Source organism: Acidisoma sp. 7E03 (genome assembly GCF_054665075.1).
On sequence record NZ_BAAFHE010000004.1, the window covers coordinates 193,881 to 210,046 of the forward strand.

Consider the following 16,166-nt stretch of genomic DNA (forward strand, 5'->3'; position numbering starts at 1 on the left):
GATGCGGGGCCTCAGGCGACATCGAGGCCATAGGCCGTATGCAGCGAGCGCACCGCGAGTTCCGTATATTCGGACGCGATGAGGATGCTGACCTTGATTTCGCTGGTGGAGATGACCTGGATATTGATCCCCTTCTCCGCCAGGGCCTTGAACATGGTGCTCGCGATGCCGGCATGGCTGCGCATGCCGACGCCGACGACGCTGATCTTGGCAACATTGGTGTCGGCGAGCAGTTCGGCATAGCCGATGTCGGACCGTGCGGCAGTCAGCGCCGCCTGGGCCCGCGGCAGATCGGTCTCGCCCACCGTGAAGGTCATGTCCGTCGTGCCTTCGTCCGAGATGTTCTGGACGATCATGTCGACGTTCACGTTCTCGGCCGCGAGCTTGCCGAAAACGGTGGCCGCAACGCCCGGACGGTCCGGCACGCCGCGAACCGTCAGCTTCGCCTCGTCCCGCGAATAGGCGATTCCGGACACGATTTCCTTTTCCACGATCTCATCCTCATCCACCACGAGCGTTCCAGGCAGATCCTGGAAGCTCGACAGAACCTGAACCCGCACCCGCTCCTTCATCGCCAGCTCGACGCTGCGGGTCTGCAGCACTTTCGCACCCACCGAGGCGAGTTCCAACATCTCCTCGAAGGAAATTCGTTCCAGCTTGCGGGCGCGCGGCACGATGCGGGGGTCTGTCGTATAGACCCCGTCGACGTCGGTGTAGATGTCGCAGCGATCGGCCTGTAGGGCGGCTGCGAGGGCCACCGCCGAGGTGTCCGACCCGCCGCGGCCGAGCGTCGTGATCCGGTTGTCGGGCCCGAGGCCCTGGAACCCGGTGACCACCGCGACCTGGCCCAGCCCCATGCGGCGGATGAGTTCCTGCCCCTCAATCGCCTCGATCCGCGCCTTGCCATGAGCGCCATCCGTGCGGATCGGGATCTGCCAGCCGGCCCAGGACCGCGCCTCTATGCCGAGGGTCTGCAGGGCGATCGCGAGCAGCCCCGCCGTCACCTGTTCGCCGGTCGAGACCACGGTGTCGTATTCGCGCGCGTCATGCAGCGGCGACAGCGCTTGGCACCAGCCGACAAGTTGATTGGTCGCCCCCGACATGGCCGACACCACCACGGCAACTTCATTGCCCGCATCGACCTCGCGCTGCACGCGCAGCGCCACGTTGCGAATCCGATCGAGATCGGCGACGGAGGTGCCGCCGAACTTCATGACTATCCGGGCCATGATACCTTTCCAAAGCAGCCCCGCTACCGGGGTGCGCGATGACGCCAGACCAGGGACGGAGCGGAATTAGGCGCGCGCGGCCCGAGGCTTTATGACGGCGGGGATGCCGCAAAAGGACGCCGCCGCCTGGGCGGAACACATAGCGGTGCGCAGGCTCAGGGGCAATGATGCAACAGGATGGTACGCTTTCCGAAAACGAAGTCGCGCGCTTCGGCGCGCTGGCAGCGGAGTGGTGGGATCCGAAGGGGCCGATGGCACCGCTCCATGCCATGAATCCGCTGCGCGCCGGCTGGATCGAAACCCGGGTACGGGCGCGTTACCCGAGCGCCTTGCCAGGCGAGGTGCTCGACATTGGCTGCGGCGCGGGGCTGCTCGCCGAAGCGCTCGCCGCCCGAGGCCTGCCCGTCCTCGGCCTCGACGCCGCCGCCCCGGCGATCCAGACCGCGGAAGCGCACGCCGCGGGACGGGGCCTGCCCCTGCGCTATCGCGCCGGCCGCATCGAGGATCTCGTCGCCGAAGGCGCCTCCTTCCCCGTCGTCACCGCGCTCGAACTCATCGAGCACGTGCCGGACCAGGCTGGCTTCCTGGCCCTGCTCGCGCAGGTGACGGCGCCGGGCGGTTTGCTCTTCATCTCGACCCTGAACCGCAGCCTCCGGGCGCTCGCCATCGCCAAGATCGGCGCGGAATACGTCGCGCGATTGCTGCCTCGCGGCACGCATGACTGGCGGCAGTTCCTGCCGCCGCGCCAATTGAGCACCCTTGCCGCCGCGGCCGGCCTGCGACCCATGGCAAGCGCGGGTCTCCGCTTCGACCCCTGGCGCCGGCGATGGGTGGAAAGCCGCGACCTCTCGATCAACTACATCATGGCCTTTGAAAAGCCAACAGCAGGTGCAGAGGGCTGCTAGGCCCGTCGATGGTGCATTGCAGAATTTCTCACGCGCCGGTCAATCGCTCATGGCCCTTTGGATGGCCCGAGCGCTTCCTCACCGGCTAGCGGGCGAAAATTTCGACATGAGGGCGCCGCAACGCCGCAAAACGTCCGGCTACTCCGCGCGTGGTCAGGGAAACCAGTCCGAGCGATTGTATTATCCAGTTGACAATTGCGCAGTTCAGTTGGAGATTTCTGACCAATAATCCTAAGCGTGAGGGAGGATATAGCATGCGCGCAGTCGATCATGGGCAGGGTGTCCGGTCGTGAACCGCATCATCAACGATCCCGAACAGGTCGCCGACGAAACCATTGCCGGCGTTCTCAAGGCCTATCCCGATCTCCTCGCCAGCACGGCCAATCCGCGGGTGCTGCGGGCCGCCCGGCCGCGGGGCCAGGGCAAGGTTGGCATCGTCACCGGCGGCGGATCGGGCCATGAGCCGGCCTTCCTCGGCTTCGTCGGACCCGGCCTCTGCGACGCGGTCGCCTGCGGCGAAATCTTCGCCTCGCCCACGGCCAAGAGCTTTCACGAAGCCTTCCGCGCTGCGGATTTCGGTGCGGGCGTCGCCTGCCTCTATGGCAATTACGCCGGTGACAACATGAACGTGAAGATGGCCGTCAAGCTGGCGGCGAAGGACGGGATCGAGGTGCGCACGGTGGTCGCGAATGACGACGTCGCCTCCGCCCCGAAGGAGGAGGCCGCGAAGCGCCGGGGCGTCGCCGGCGAGATCATGATGTGGAAGACCGCAGGCGCCCTGTCGGACGAAGGCGGCGATCTCGCCGCCGTCATCAGCGTCGCGCAGAAGACGATCGACCAGACGGGCAGCGTCGGCATCGGCCTCTCCGCCTGCACCATTCCCGCCGCAGGCAAGCCGAACTTCACCATCGAACCTGGCATGATGGAGGTGGGCATCGGCCATCACGGGGAGCCCGGCGTCGCCGTCATGCCCATCAAGCCGGCGCGGGAAATGGCCGGGCTCATGATGGACCGCATCCTCGAGGACAAGGGCTTCGGCCAGGGCGACGACGTCGCTGTGCTGATCTCCGGCCTGGGTGCGACACCGGTGATGGAACTCTATCTCCTCTACAGCCACGTGGACGAGATCCTGCGCGGCCGCGGCATCACGCCGCGCCACCGCTTCGTCGGCAATTACTTCACCTCGCTCGAGATGATGGGCGCCTCCGTCACCGTGACCCGGCTCGACGGCGAGCTCGACCGCCTCCTCGGCCGGCCGGCCCATTCCCTCGGGCTGACGGTCCTCGGCTAGGCGAACTGGCGGAGCGGGCCGCCGGCGGCGGCGCGCTCCACTCGACCAGCACAGACGATATGCGCCGCCCAACCGGCCGGCGGCGCCTTGGAAGGACATCACGATGAGCAGTGCAACGCGCCCCAACGATCTTCCGGCGATGATGGACGCAGTCGTCGCCTATGCCCCAGGCGATTACCGCTTCGAACAGGTCGAAGTGCCCCGCGCCGGACCGGACGACATCATCATCGAAGTCGAAGCCGTCGGCATCTGCGCCGGCGACATCAAGTGCTACCAGGGCGCGCCGTCTTTCTGGGGGGACGACAAGGGCCAGCCGAAATACGTCAAGCAGCCGATGATCCCGGGCCATGAGTTCATCGGCCGCGCGGTCGAGATCGGCGCGAACATTGCCGCCGAAGGCCGCTTCAAGGTCGGTGACCGGCTGATCTCCGAACAGATCGTTCCCTGCGACAAGTGCCGCTACTGCCGCCGCGGCGAATACTGGATGTGCGAGGTGCATGACCTCTATGGCTTCCAGAACAACGTGAACGGCGCCATGGCGCGCTACATGCGTTTCCCAAAGACGAGCCGCACCTATCACGTGCCGGAAGAGCTTTCGCTGGAAGCCGCCGCCCTCATCGAGCCCTTCGCCTGCTCGGTCCATGCGGTCAACCGCGCGAAGATCGAACTGGACGACATCGTCGTCCTCGCGGGCGCCGGCACGCTGGGCCTCGGCATGGTTGGCGCCGCCCGCCTCAAGAATCCGTCCAAGCTCATCGTCCTCGACACCAAGGCCGACCGCCTGGCTCTCGCAAAGAAGTTCGGCGCGGACATCGTGATGAACCCGCTCGAAGTCGATGTCGTGGCCGAGGTCAAGAAGATGACCGAGGGTTATGGATGCGACGTCTACATCGAGGCGACGGGCCATCCGGCCAGCGTCCGCCAGGGCCTCAACATGATCCGCAAGCTCGGCCGCTTCGTCGAATTCAGCGTTTTCGGTGAAGAAGTGACGGCGGATTGGAGCATCATCGGCGACCGCAAGCATCTCGACATCTACGGTGCCCATCTCGGCCCCTACTGCTATCCCTTCACCATCGCGGCGATCACGGATGGGCGCCTGCCGACTGAGGGCGTGGTCACCCACAAACTGCCGCTGAAGGACTTCAAGACCGGCTTCGACCTGATGAAAAAGGGCGAGAATTCGATCAAAACGATTCTCATTCCCTGATTTTGATTGACGGACGACGACCGGACACGTGGCATGGCAGCATGCCGCGTGTCCCCATAAGGGCGCGATGAGCGCGGCACTGCGCCGGATGCTCTCTCACCCACCAGATAAAGAACCGCCCATGTCCGAGCTACAGAAGCGACCCTGGCCCCTCCTGCAGCGTGCCGACGAGAAGGACGCCGAGCTCGACGTAATGACCGAGATCGCCGCGCTCTACTACGCGGACGACGTGACGCAGGAAGAACTCTCGCAACGCTTCGGCATGTCGCGCGCCAAGATCGGGCGCCTGCTCAAGCGCGCGCGGGAAGAGGGCATCGTCGAAATCCGCGTCCGCCCGCATCCGGGCGTCGCCGGCGAGATCGAGAAGGAATTCGTCGCGCGCTTTGGCCTCGACCGGCTGATCGTTGCCGCGGACCATCGCAATCAGGAGACCCAGCGCCAGGCGCTGGCAAGCCTCGTCGCCGCCCATCTCAACCGCCTGTTGCGGGACGGGATGATCGTCGCCGTCGGCATGGGCCGGAACGTCGGCGCAGTGGCGGATGGTCTCGCCGCTCCCGCCGCCCAGCGCGCCGTCACCTTCGTCTCGGCGATCGGTGGCTCCTTGCGCGCCGGCGAGATCATGAATCCGGACCATATCGGCCGCCGGCTCGCCGCCCGCTTCGGCGGCGAGAGCGAGACGCTCTATGCGCCGGCCCTGGTGGAAAATGCCACGGCGCGCGCCGCCCTGATGCAGAACGACACGATACGCCAGACGCTGGACCGCGCCCGCCGGGCCGACATCGCCCTCATCGGCGTGGGCGATCTCAGCGAAGATAGCAATATGGTGCGCATGGGCTGGTTCACGCCGCAGGAGGTCACCGAGGCGCGCCTCTCCGGCACCATCGGCGACATGATGGGTTACGACTTCTTCGACATTCAGGGCCAACCGGCCAGCCAGTCGCTCCAGGGCCGCATCATGGGCCTGACGACGCCCGAGCTGCGCCGCATTCCGAACGTCATCGCGATCGCGAGCGAAAGCACCAAGGCGGCCGGCATCCTGGGTGCACTGCGGACCGGGGCGATCAACACCCTGGCGACGACGCTGAGCAACGCCCATACCGTTCTGAGCCTCGACGACGCGACGCGCCGGCGAGACGGCGTCGCGCCGGCGCCCCTGCCCAGCCGTGACGGCGAAGACAGTGCGGGCAGAGCCTAGCTAGTCCGCCTGCAGAAGCACCGCGATCCGGCGCAGATCAACCTCGTCGAGCCGCGCCGGCTGCCAGCGCGGCGCACGGTCCTTCTCCACCACCATCGCCCGCACGCCCTCGGCGAAATCGGGCAGACGGATGATCTGCCGCACCAAGGCGAACTCGGCGGCGAGACAGGCGTCGAGGGTCAGCCCGTCCCCCCGGCGGAGTGAGGCGAGTGTCCAGCAGAGGGCGGAGGGCGACATGCGGCGGAGCGTCGACAGCGTCTCCCCGGCCCAGGCCGTGCCCTGCGCCTCCAGCCTGGCCTCGATCTCGGCAAGGCTGTCGGCCGCGAAGGCCTGGGCGATGGCGGGCATCTCCTCGGCGAGGGAAAAGGGCGGCGGCGGCTCGGCGAAGCGGGCAATCGCCTCCTGCCCCTCCACCGCCATCGCTTCGGCGAGCGCCGCGAGCCGCGCCTGCGGGACGAAGGCGGTGGCGAGCCCGGCATGCACCGCATCCCCGCCGGTCAGCCGGGCACCGGTGAGGCCGAGATAGGTGCCGAGGAAGCCTGGCAGGCGTGGTAGAAAGTAGCTCGCGCCGATGTCCGGTGTCAGGCCGATGCCGGTCTCGGGCATGGCGAGCACTGCGGCCTCCGTCACCACGCGGTCGGACCCATGGACGGAGATGCCGAGACCGCCGCCCATGCAGATTCCGTCGATGAGCGCGATATAGGGTTTCGGATAGTGGCCGATGGCGGCGTTGAGCGCATATTCCTCGGCGAAGAAGGTCTCGGCGGACGCCGCCTCGTCGTGCAGAACCGCATCCCGCACCCAGCGCACGTCACCGCCGGCGCAGAAGGCACGACCCTCTCCCTCGACCACCACGGCAGCAACGTCCGGATCCTCGGCCCAGACCTTGAGCGCCGATCGGATGGCGCGGATCATGGGCAGATCGAGCGCGTTCAGGGCCCTGCCGCGCCGCAGGCGCAGACGCCCGATACGCCCCACGCGCTCCGCCAAAACCTCGGCCGTCTCCGCTGCCTGCGCCGGCATCGCCACTCCCCTCACATCATCCGGACGGACGCCGGATCATACGGAAGAGAAGGCGAAGTCCCCTCGCGGTGCAAGACGTGCGCCGGGGCGGGCAAGCAGCCCGCGGAAACGGCCAGTGTCCGCGGCGCGGTGCCCTCAGGCTGCCCGTGCAGCGGCCAGGGCGGCCGCCCGCAAGGCCGCCGCCCGGGCAGCGAGATGCGCGCGCACCGCCATCACCTCGCGGCCGGTGATGCGGACGGGGGCGCAGGCCGTCGCATCCCGCAGCAGCTGCAGATCGGGCCGCAGCCCCGCGAAGGCCCGGCCAAGGCCGAGTTCCGGGCGGTCGCCGATGTCGAGATAGCTCTCCGCCGGCAGACCCTCGGCGAAGATCACCGCATGCCGCGATAGCTCTACGTGATGATAGGTCACCTCGGCAATCGCGGCACGGCGTACCGTAGTATCGTTGACGAGATGCTTTACCGGGATCAGCACGCCCTGCGCGAGGATCGCATGATCGGGTGACAGAACAAGGTCGCGCTCCGGCACATGGGGGGCGAAGGCGCCCGCCTCGATCACCACCGGCTGCACGGCGTCGGGCTCTGGGTGCGCTGCGACATCGATGATCTGCTGCCCAACCCAGACCACGGGCAGAAGCTCCCCGCTCGCGGTTCGCAGCCTGTCGCCGGGTGCCAGCTCCTCCACCGGAACCAAGCCCGCCGCCGTCGCGAGGCGGGTGCCGCGCGCGAAGCAGGCGACGGAGATCACGGTGTCGCTGCCCACCGTCTGCACATGCAGAGTGCCGGAGATCGTGCCGAAATTGATCGTATCCGTCGCACCGTTGCTCACCAGGGTGAGCGTGCTGCCGACGAGGCTGGAGGAGACGCCGGTGACGCCTGCGAGCACGATCTTGTCGCCCTCGTCGAAATGCGAAACCGTCTCGCCGTTGAAGCCGGCAAAACTGCCGCTCAGCGTCCAGGTGTCGCCCGTGTCGAAGACGATGGTGTTGAAACCGGTGATCTGGCTGCCGAAGCCGGTCAGGGTGCCATTGGTGCCGGCGCCCAGTTCCAGCGTGCTGCCGCTGCCCCCGCCCGTGACGGAGCCGACGAAGCTCGCGCCCTGCTCGACAACGAGGCGATTGGTGAGGCCGGTTGCGAAGACCACCGCCTGGCCACCCGCCGTCGCATTGATCGTTCCGGCATTGACCAGCGTGCCTCCAGCGATGTCGACGCCACGCGCGGTCGAAGCGATCAGGCCGCCCGCCAGGTTGGTGACGATGCCGCCACCGTAGAGCCCGACGCCGAGATTGACGCCATAGATATAGCCAGCATTGGTGACGGTCGCGATGCCGCTGCCGACGTCGATGCCGTCATAGGTGCCGGTGATCGATCCACTGGCCGTGTTGGTGATGGTGCCGCCGGCACCGAGATAGATGCCGTAGCCACTGAGACCGACGGCGTCGATCACCGCGCTGTTGGTGATGACGCCGCCGGCATTGTAGATCGCGATGCCGGAGAAATCGCCGTAGATACCGGTGCTGCCGCTGTTGATCACCGTGCCGCCGTTCTCCAGCGCGACGCCATTGCCCTGCAGCGTCGTCGTATAGATCATGCCGGCATTGTTGACGGTCCCCGCGGCCCCCGTGATGTCGATGCCGCCGATCCCGCCATAGATGGTGCCTTGCGCGGTGTTGGTGACCACACCACCGGCGCCGAGGTAGATGCCGTCATAGACGTTGCTCGGCGAGCCATTGACGATCCGCGTCGGGCTCGAATCGATCGTGCCGCTGTTGGTCACGGTTGCAGCACCGCCGGTCACGTCGATGCCGTTGCGATAGCCCGCGATGACGCCGTCATTGGCGATGGAACCGCCGGTGGTGAGATCGACGCCGTCACTACCGGCCGCGGATGCGGTAACGCTTCCTTCATTGACGATGGTCCAGCCTCCGGCCGGAGCGCCGCCGCCGCCGATCAGGGCGGCCCCCGCCGCCGTCTGAACCGAGCCGCTGCTCGTGATCGTCGTGGGGTTTACGGTCAGGGTCACGCTCTGCGTGACCGCCGATGAAATCGTACCCGACATGATGCCTCCGCCTGCTGAATGCTGGCAGGCTAGAGGCGGAATACTTGCTTATTTCTGAATCAGCACGAATAAAACTGTTTTAGTTAACCATTTACTGAGATTTAGGAGCGAGCCGGGCGGCGACCGAGCGGGCATGCGCGCCGAGACCCTCGGCCTCGGCCAGCGCCACCGCCGCCGGCCCCACTGCCGCCAGCGCCGTCTCATCGCCAGCCACCCAGGTGGTGCGCTTGAGGAAGTCGAAGACCGAGAGGCCGGAAGCGAAGCGCGCGGTGCGGCCGGTCGGCAGCACGTGGTTCGGCCCCGCGACATAATCCCCCACCGCCTCCGGCACGTGCCGGCCGAGGAAGGCGGCCCCCGCATGGCGCACGCGGGCGAAGAATGCCTCGGGTCTCGCGGTCATCACCTGCAGATGCTCGGGCGCCAGCCGATTGACCAGTGCCGCCGCCTGCTCCCAGTCGGTGACGAGAATGACGGCGCCATGCTGCGCCCAGCTGGCGCCGGCAATCGCCGCGCGCGGCAGGGTCTCGAGTGCGCGCGCCACCGCTGCCACCACGGCATCGGCAAAAGCCGCATCGTCGGTGATCAGAATGCTCTGGGCGGATTCGTCGTGCTCCGCCTGGGCCAGCAGGTCCATCGCAACATGCGCCGGGTCGTTGCCGGCATCGGCGACGACGACGACTTCCGAGGGGCCGGCGATGCCGTCGATCCCGACACGGCCGAAGACCTGCCGCTTGGCTTCCGCCACATAGGCATTGCCGGGCCCGACGATGCGGTCCACCGGTGCGAGACTCGCAGTGCCATAGGCAAGCGCCGCGATGGCCTGGGCCCCGCCCACGCGGTAGACCTCGGTCACCCCCGCGCGGTCAGCCGCGGCAAGCACCAGCGGGTTGAGCACGCCGTCGGGCGCCGGCACGCAGATGGCGATGCGGCCGACGCCCGCGACCTTGGCCGGCAGCGCGTTCATCAGAACGGAAGAGGGATAGGCGGCCTTGCCGCCCGGCACGTAAAGGCCGACGGCATCGAGCGGGGTCCAACGGAGACCGAGCCGGTATCCCGCCGCATCCTCCATCGCCAAGTCGGCGGGCAGCTGGGCGCGATGAAATGCCTCGATCCGGGTCGCCGCCAGGTCGAGCGCGCCGAGCAGGCTCTCCGCAACCTCGGCCTTGGCCGCCGCAATCTCCTCCGCCGTCACGCGCAGGCGCTCCGGCACCATGGAGACGCGGTCGAACCGGCTGGTATAGGCGCAGAGCGCGGCATCGCCGTCCCGGCGCACCGCCTCCACGATGGTCGTGACCTGGGCGCCAACGCTCTCGGTCGTCTCCCGCGCCTGGGACAGCAGCGCCTCGAACTGCGCCGAGAAGCCCGGCGCCTGCGCATCCAGCCGCTGCATCAAGCCTCTCCCTGTTCCAGCGCCTGGCGGAAGCGGGCGATCCAGGCGCCGATCACCTCCGGCCGGGTCTTCAGCGCCGCACGATTGACGATCAGGCGGGACGAGACCTCGGCAATCACCTCTGTCTCCACCAGCCCATTGGCCTTGAGGGTCGAGCCGGTCTGCACGAGATCGACGATGAGGCGCGACAGGCCGAGGCGCGGCGCCAATTCCATCGCCCCCGACAGATGCACGACCTCGGCATGGATGCCGCGCGCCGCATAGTGCTTGCGCGCGATGTTGGGATATTTGCTGGCCACCCGCACGCGCGACCAGCGGGCGGAATCATCCGCCCCCGCCGTTTCCGCGGGTTCGGCGACCGAGACGCGGCAGCGCCCGATGCCGAGGTCGAGCGGCGCGTAGATCTCGGCGTAATCGAATTCCATCAGCACGTCGGCGCCGCAGATGCCGATGTCGGCCGCACCGAAGGCGACGAAGGTCGCAACGTCGAAGGAGCGGACGCGCACGATGTCGAGCCCGGGATGGCTGGTCGGGAAGCGCAGCCGCCGGCCGCTCTCCTCCACCAGGTCCTGCGGCAGGGTGATGCCCATGCGGGTGAAGAGCGGCGTGCATTCGCCGAGAATGCGGCCCTTGGGCAGCGCCATCACGATCGGCGCCCCCGCCTCTGCGGGAAGGTCCTGATCGGGGCTCGGGCGTTCGGCGATCTGGGTCATGCGGCGGCCTCTAGCATCCGCCGCTGCCCTGGCAAAGCCGCCTCAGCGGTCAGCCGCCAGAACAAAGCTGCACAGGAAATGCAGGAGCGGATTGCGCGCGACCTCCGCGGTCGCCGCGGGCGGCGGCGGCGTGCCCTGCATATAGCGCTGGCGATAGGCCGCTGCCTGGAACCAGGGATTGGGATCGAGATCGCGCACCGCGCCGATCGCCAGGTAATGCGCGAAAATGTCCCGCGCGCGGCCGAGCTGCGCGCCATAGCGGTCGACGTAGAAATCGATGTCGAAGACCGGCAGCGGGCTGAAGCGGCGCGTCGGCCGGTGCGCGAGATAATGGGCGAGGGCGATCTGCCCATCCGGAATCCCATAGGTGCGTCGATACCATCCGGGATCGAAATAGAGGCCGGGACGGAAACCCTGCGCCTCGCCGATCAGCACGTAATGGCAGAGCGGGCTCATATGGCCGGGCACGCCGTAGCGCTGGGCGTACCAGACACCGTCGAAATAGGGATTGGGGCGGCGGTATTCCCGCCAGCCTTCGGAAACGTAATGATCGACGACGTCGAGCCCGGCCTGATGCACGTCGGGGCCGTTGATGTAGTAGTAATTGGCATCCACGAGATCGCTGTCGCGCAAGATCTCCCGCTCGTCGCGCGGCAGCCTGCCCTCGGCCCGGCCGCGCGCGCAGTAATGGTCGAAGGGGTCGAGCCCGGCGGCGACGACGTCCGGATTTTGCACGGCATAGAAGCGTGTATCGAAGCCCGGATTGGGGCTGACCTGGCCGCCGCGGCGGTGGCCGAGGTAGTGGATCAGGCTCGGCATCGCCTCCGGCACGGCATGCGCCGTGCGATACCAGGAGGGATCGAACCAGGCGATGGGGCGCAGGCCGCCGCGCTCGCCCTGCGCCAGGTAGTGCAGCAGAGGGTCGCCCTGCGGCGGCACGGGAAACTGGGCCTTGTAGAACTGCGGATCGAAGACCGGGTTCGGCCAGCGGCCTTCCTGCCAGCCGAGGGTGAGGTAATGCGTTGCCGGGTCCACTCCGGCGCGCGCGATGTCCGCGTAGAAGCCGCGATACCAGTCGGCATCCACGCCGGCACGGGGATCGGGGACCGTCTCGGAGGTCGGGGCGGCTCGAGCGATGGCGGCCAAGGGGAGGCGTCTCCTTGCAAGTCTTCGGCTCTATAGCGCGAAATGCCGGCCGTCACACTGCAACCACCAAGAGCCGAACCCCGAAGGGAGAGGAGGACATCGTGACGATGGTGCGGCCGATCGGGCCGGGAGGAGAGGCCGGCGGCTCGCTAGCCAGGCCGCCCGATGCGGCAGGCATGGTCCTGCAGGGCTTCCCCGCTGCCGGTATTGCCATGCGCGAGGTCGGAGCGCCCGGCGAGCAGGATGAAGCCCGGCGTGGGAGCGCCCGGCGTGGGAGCGCCCGGCGTGGGAGCGCCCGGCGTGGGAGCGCCCGGCGTGGGAGCGCCCGGCGTGGGAGCGCCCGGCGCGGACGCGCCGCCCGCCGTCGCGAACTCCGCCCCCACCAGCACCAGCGTATAGGCGCCCATGTGGCCGCGGGCGCCGGCCAGGCCCGATGCCAGAAGGTGGAAGGGATTGGCCGCGCCCAGCGTTACACCGGGGATGCGCATCGCCTGATAGGGCTTGCCGGCCAGCGGTACCGGGAAGGGCGCCCAGGCAGGCCCGACCGCCGCCTGATGGGCGGCGAGTGCCGCGGCAACGGTCGGGTCGATGCAATCGATGTGGATGTGCAGCTGGTCCTGCGTGCGCCCATGGATGGAGTTGATGGCGAGGCTGAGATCCTGCCGGGGCAGGGCATGGCCCAGCCGCGCCTCCACCAGCGGCGTCTGGCTCCAGGCTTCGGCAAAGAAATTCGGCGTCTCCGGCGCCAGCACCGCGGGGCTTTCGATGCCGGTGATGCGCGTCGTCGGGATCAGCAGATATTGCGTCTCGCCGACGATGTCTTTGAGGATGGCATAGCCGCCGGCGAGATCGACGCGCGCACAGGGTGCGGGATGGCCGAAGGTCTCCTGATCCACGACGCATTTGCCATGGACGATCTTCCACAGGATGTTGGGATCGGTCGCCGCCCCCAGCAGCAGGATCGGCACGAAGGCCACTGCGACGACGACCGCGGCGAGGATACCCCGAGCCCAGACGATCCGCCGCCGGGCCTTGAGCCTGATCACACCCATGGGGGAACCCTCGTGAAGCGGAGACCGATCCTCATCTCTATAACCGTCAACCGCCCTCCCCTCCAGGATTTGCCCGATGACGACACCGATGAGCCTGCTTCTCTGGTCCATCCTGCTCGGCCTGCTGCAGTGCCTGGCGACCGGCTTCGCCGTCAGCGCGACACGCGGTCTCGACTTCAGCGCGAGCGCGCGGGACGATCAGGAGCCCCTGACCGGGGTCGCCGGGCGCGTCATCCGCGCCTTCGCCAATTTTCGCGAAACCTTTCCCTTCTTCGTGGCGCTGGTGCTCGCCAGTGCCGTCCTGCATCGCGACGGCGGGCTCGTCACCACGGGTGCCGAACTCTATGTCTGGGGCCGGCTGATCTATTGGCCGCTCTATGTCGCGGGCATTCCCTGGATCCGCTCGATCATCTGGCTGCTGGCGAGCTTCGGTCTGGTGCTCATGCTCATCGGACTGGCCTAAGGCACCGCGTCAGCCCAAGGCGGCGATCACCCGGTGGGCATGCGACAGCCGGCGCGCATACCAGCTGCCGGGCAGAAAGGGCCGGATCCGTACACCGCCGGGGATCATGTTCCCGCTTTCATCCCGATGCGGCCGCTGGCTGCAATCGATGAGCAGAGGGACAGGCCCCTGCCCCACCGCGCCGAGCCAGAGGGCCACATGCCCGATGGCGCCCGAGGGGGTGCGGAAATACAGCAGATCGGCAGGCTGTAACGCCGCCGCGACATCCGGTTGCGACACCTCGATCCGCAGCGCCCGCAGCCGTCCGATTCCCCCCGGCCCCGGCAGCTGCGTCTCGCTTCCCTGGCGCGCGACAGCGGTTGGAAGGGTCAGCCCCAGGGCATAGTTGAACACGAAGGCGGTGAAATTGCTGCAGTCGAGCCCCAGGCCGTTGTGTCCCATTTTGACCGGCAGCCAAGGCCAGTCCGCCGGCGGCCGCCAGCTGGGGAGATGGTGATGCTGGTAGGCGAGGCCGATGTGGCGGGCCGCCACCCGCAGCACGCGCTCCCGCCGGTAGGTCACGTCCTGTCGGGGCAGCAGGGGCGCGGGATAGCGCCGGGCGCGCGGCCCCCAGGCGGCATCCCGGGCATGCCGATGATCGCGTTCCCAAAGCGCGAAAGGCTCTTCGGCTTCCGCTGCGGAATCGTCCCACGGCGGCTGGTCGAAGCCGGCATCGAGCAGGGCGCGCGGCGTTGAGAAGGCGAGCGTGTCGGCCGAGCGAGAGGATGGTGCCGCTTCCGATGGCATCTCCGCGGCGGCCCCGGCGCGCGTCACCCCGACGAGGCCGCCGGCCATGACACAGAGCATGGCACGCCGCCCGGAGCAGCCCTGGCCTGGCGCAGGATTGCCCACATCCTCATCCGCCATCTCCCCTTCCTCCTGCGGCAGGCCTTGCCATGGCCGACCGATGCGCGCAGCACAGGGCTGATCATTAACCGTTGATCTTTTTGCTGCAGCGCGGTAGCAGCCGCCTCTGCGATTGTTCGCGAGACGCGCGAACGGTGCCCCATCCGGCAGAGCCTCTGCAACCGGGTCACCTTTTTCCGAGCAATCTCCTTCGAACCCGTTCCACTCCGCATCGCGCGGGGAGCACGAACACGAACCGCCGGAGCCACTGCTCTCCGGGCGGCGCGGAGACTTGTTTTGACCGATACCCCTGCGACCACGAACGAGAGCTTTGGCGCTCTCGGCCTCCACGAACCCATCCAGAAGGCGCTGGCCGCCCTCAACTTCTCGGCGCCCACGCCCATTCAGGCGCGCGCCATCCCCGAGCTTCTCAAGGGCCACGACCTGCTGGGCCTGGCCCAGACCGGCACCGGCAAGACCGGCGCCTTCGGCCTGCCCGTGATCCAGCATCTGCTGGCCGAGCGCGTGCGCGTGCAGCCCTACGGCACCCGCGCCCTGATCCTCGCCCCGACCCGCGAACTCGCGCTGCAGATCAACGACAGCCTGCGCAAGTTCTCGAACGGCACCGGCCTGCGCACCGTCGTCATCCTCGGCGGCGTCGGTCGCAGCCCGCAGGTGGAGCGGATGCGCCGCGGCACCGACATCGTCATCGGCACGCCGGGCCGCGTGCTCGACCTCATGAACACGCGCGAGCTGATCCTCGACCAGGTGAGCCATTTCGTCCTCGACGAGGGCGACCAGATGCTCGACCTCGGCTTCATCAAGGACATCCGCACCATCCTCGCCCGCCTGCCGGCGAAGCGCCAGTCCATGCTCTTTTCGGCCACCATGCCGAAGGAAATCGGCCAGCTTGCCAGCAGCCTGCTGCGCGATCCGGTGACGGTGCAGGTGAAGGCCGAGACGGCGACGCCCGACAAGATCGAGCAGCACGTCTATTTCACCGATGCCGGCGCCAAGAAGCGCCTCCTCGTCGGCCTGCTGCAGGACCCGGCGCTGGCGCGCGTCATCGTCTTCACCCGCACGAAGCGGGGCGCGGACAAAGTGGCCGAGCATCTCCAGGCCTCCGGCATCAATGCCGACGCCATCCACGGCAACAAGAGCCAGAACGCCCGCACGCGCATCCTCGACCGCTTCAAGAGCGGCGAGTCCCGCGTGCTGGTGGCGACCGATCTCGCGGCGCGCGGCATCCACGTCACCGGCATCACCCATGTCGTGAACTACGAGTTGCCGAACGAGCCCGAGAGCTACGTGCACCGCATCGGCCGCACCGCGCGGGCCGGCGCCTCCGGTATCGCCTTCGCCTTCTGCGACCCGAGCGAGCGGACCTTCCTGCGCGACATCCAGAAGCTCACCGGCGTCATCATGCACGTCGCGAAGCTCGAGGGCATCACCGCCGCCAATGACAGCGGCGCCGCCCCTGTTACGGCCCCGGTCGCGGCTGCGGCCGAAGGGGAGACCCGCGCACAGGCTGCCGACCGTGAGCGGCCGAAGCGCCGCGGGCGCCGCTCTGGCTCCGGCCGCCGGCCGCGCCAGAAGCGCGCCGCCTGAACCG

Annotated in this window: 14 protein-coding genes; 6 read left to right on the forward strand and 8 right to left on the reverse strand. The window is 68.1% G+C overall.

Going from position 1 to position 16,166, the window contains the following annotated elements; genetic code table 11:
• Positions 1-11 precede the first annotated feature (11 nt).
• On the reverse strand, positions 12-1,229 hold the full coding sequence (locus ACYQ6W_RS08205; protein WP_459674673.1) for an aspartate kinase: 1,218 nt from the start codon (positions 1,227-1,229) through the stop codon (positions 12-14).
• A 167-nt stretch (positions 1,230-1,396) separates the two neighbouring features.
• Between ACYQ6W_RS08205 and ubiG the strand changes: the two genes are divergently transcribed.
• The 4 genes from ubiG to ACYQ6W_RS08225 all read left to right on the forward strand — a co-directional run bounded on the left by ubiG (position 1,397) and on the right by ACYQ6W_RS08225 (position 5,827).
• The gene (gene ubiG, locus ACYQ6W_RS08210) at positions 1,397-2,134 is read left to right on the forward strand and encodes a bifunctional 2-polyprenyl-6-hydroxyphenol methylase/3-demethylubiquinol 3-O-methyltransferase UbiG (RefSeq protein ID WP_459674832.1); all 738 of its coding nucleotides are present in this window, start codon (positions 1,397-1,399) and stop codon (positions 2,132-2,134) included.
• 289 nt (positions 2,135-2,423) lie between these two features.
• Positions 2,424-3,425: a dihydroxyacetone kinase subunit DhaK gene (locus ACYQ6W_RS08215; protein ID WP_459674674.1), complete on the forward strand. Its 1,002-nt coding sequence runs from the start codon at positions 2,424-2,426 to the stop codon at positions 3,423-3,425.
• A gap of 103 nt (positions 3,426-3,528) precedes the next feature.
• Complete coding sequence (locus ACYQ6W_RS08220) at positions 3,529-4,632, forward strand: alcohol dehydrogenase catalytic domain-containing protein (protein WP_459674675.1); 1,104 nt, start codon at positions 3,529-3,531, stop codon at positions 4,630-4,632.
• 121 nt (positions 4,633-4,753) lie between these two features.
• A complete protein-coding gene (locus ACYQ6W_RS08225; RefSeq protein WP_459674676.1) occupies positions 4,754-5,827 on the forward strand; it encodes a sugar-binding transcriptional regulator in 1,074 nt (357 codons plus the stop codon).
• Here the strand turns inward: ACYQ6W_RS08225 and ACYQ6W_RS08230 are convergent, their stop codons facing one another.
• The 6 genes from ACYQ6W_RS08230 to ACYQ6W_RS08255 all read right to left on the reverse strand — a co-directional run bounded on the left by ACYQ6W_RS08230 (position 5,828) and on the right by ACYQ6W_RS08255 (position 13,206).
• Positions 5,828-6,850 (reverse strand): enoyl-CoA hydratase/isomerase family protein, encoded by a 1,023-nt coding sequence (locus ACYQ6W_RS08230; RefSeq protein ID WP_459674677.1) that lies wholly within the window; start codon positions 6,848-6,850, stop codon positions 5,828-5,830. It abuts the gene before it with no gap.
• 135 nt (positions 6,851-6,985) lie between these two features.
• The gene (locus ACYQ6W_RS08235) at positions 6,986-8,905 is read right to left on the reverse strand and encodes a Hint domain-containing protein (protein ID WP_459674678.1); all 1,920 of its coding nucleotides are present in this window, start codon (positions 8,903-8,905) and stop codon (positions 6,986-6,988) included.
• A 91-nt stretch (positions 8,906-8,996) separates the two neighbouring features.
• Entirely contained in the window at positions 8,997-10,295 is a 1,299-nt protein-coding gene (gene hisD / locus ACYQ6W_RS08240; RefSeq protein WP_459674679.1) for a histidinol dehydrogenase, read from the reverse strand.
• Complete coding sequence (gene hisG / locus ACYQ6W_RS08245; protein WP_459674680.1) at positions 10,295-11,008, reverse strand: ATP phosphoribosyltransferase; 714 nt, start codon at positions 11,006-11,008, stop codon at positions 10,295-10,297. The genes hisD and hisG overlap by 1 nt, the downstream gene beginning before the upstream one ends.
• Before the next feature lie 42 nt (positions 11,009-11,050).
• Entirely contained in the window at positions 11,051-12,154 is a 1,104-nt protein-coding gene (locus ACYQ6W_RS08250) for a hypothetical protein (protein ID WP_459674681.1), read from the reverse strand.
• A 149-nt stretch (positions 12,155-12,303) separates the two neighbouring features.
• Positions 12,304-13,206 (reverse strand): CDP-diacylglycerol diphosphatase, encoded by a 903-nt coding sequence (locus ACYQ6W_RS08255; RefSeq protein WP_459674682.1) that lies wholly within the window; start codon positions 13,204-13,206, stop codon positions 12,304-12,306.
• Between the two features lie 76 nt (positions 13,207-13,282).
• Between ACYQ6W_RS08255 and ACYQ6W_RS08260 the strand changes: the two genes are divergently transcribed.
• Positions 13,283-13,669: an MAPEG family protein gene (locus ACYQ6W_RS08260; protein ID WP_459674683.1), complete on the forward strand. Its 387-nt coding sequence runs from the start codon at positions 13,283-13,285 to the stop codon at positions 13,667-13,669.
• A 9-nt stretch (positions 13,670-13,678) separates the two neighbouring features.
• Here ACYQ6W_RS08260 and ACYQ6W_RS08265 read toward each other — a convergent pair whose 3' ends face one another.
• Positions 13,679-14,575 carry an NlpC/P60 family protein gene (locus ACYQ6W_RS08265; protein ID WP_459674685.1) on the reverse strand — a complete coding sequence of 299 codons (897 nt, stop codon included), beginning with the start codon at positions 14,573-14,575 and terminating at the stop codon, positions 13,679-13,681.
• Positions 14,576-14,851: 276 nt separating this feature from the next.
• On the opposite strand from ACYQ6W_RS08265, the gene ACYQ6W_RS08270 reads away from it, so the two are divergent.
• Positions 14,852-16,162, forward strand: a complete 1,311-nt coding sequence (locus tag ACYQ6W_RS08270; protein WP_459674686.1) for a DEAD/DEAH box helicase — start codon at positions 14,852-14,854, stop codon at positions 16,160-16,162.
• The last annotated feature ends 4 nt before the right edge of the window (positions 16,163-16,166 follow it).

Excerpts from the sequence above, each read along its gene's own strand:
- ACYQ6W_RS08205 (WP_459674673.1), bottom strand. The coding sequence starts at position 1,229 with ATGGCCCGGATAGTCATGAAGTTCGGCGGCACCTCCGTCGCCGATCTC.
- ubiG (WP_459674832.1), top strand. The coding sequence starts at position 1,397 with ATGCAACAGGATGGTACGCTTTCCGAAAACGAAGTCGCGCGCTTCGGC.
- ACYQ6W_RS08220 (WP_459674675.1), top strand. The coding sequence starts at position 3,529 with ATGAGCAGTGCAACGCGCCCCAACGATCTTCCGGCGATGATGGACGCA.
- ACYQ6W_RS08225 (WP_459674676.1), top strand. The coding sequence starts at position 4,754 with ATGTCCGAGCTACAGAAGCGACCCTGGCCCCTCCTGCAGCGTGCCGAC.
- ACYQ6W_RS08230 (WP_459674677.1), bottom strand. The coding sequence starts at position 6,850 with ATGCCGGCGCAGGCAGCGGAGACGGCCGAGGTTTTGGCGGAGCGCGTG.
- ACYQ6W_RS08235 (WP_459674678.1), bottom strand. The coding sequence starts at position 8,905 with ATGTCGGGTACGATTTCATCGGCGGTCACGCAGAGCGTGACCCTGACC.
- hisD (WP_459674679.1), bottom strand. The coding sequence starts at position 10,295 with ATGCAGCGGCTGGATGCGCAGGCGCCGGGCTTCTCGGCGCAGTTCGAG.
- hisG (WP_459674680.1), bottom strand. The coding sequence starts at position 11,008 with ATGACCCAGATCGCCGAACGCCCGAGCCCCGATCAGGACCTTCCCGCA.
- ACYQ6W_RS08255 (WP_459674682.1), bottom strand. The coding sequence starts at position 13,206 with ATGGGTGTGATCAGGCTCAAGGCCCGGCGGCGGATCGTCTGGGCTCGG.
- ACYQ6W_RS08260 (WP_459674683.1), top strand. The coding sequence starts at position 13,283 with ATGACGACACCGATGAGCCTGCTTCTCTGGTCCATCCTGCTCGGCCTG.
- ACYQ6W_RS08265 (WP_459674685.1), bottom strand. The coding sequence starts at position 14,575 with ATGGCGGATGAGGATGTGGGCAATCCTGCGCCAGGCCAGGGCTGCTCC.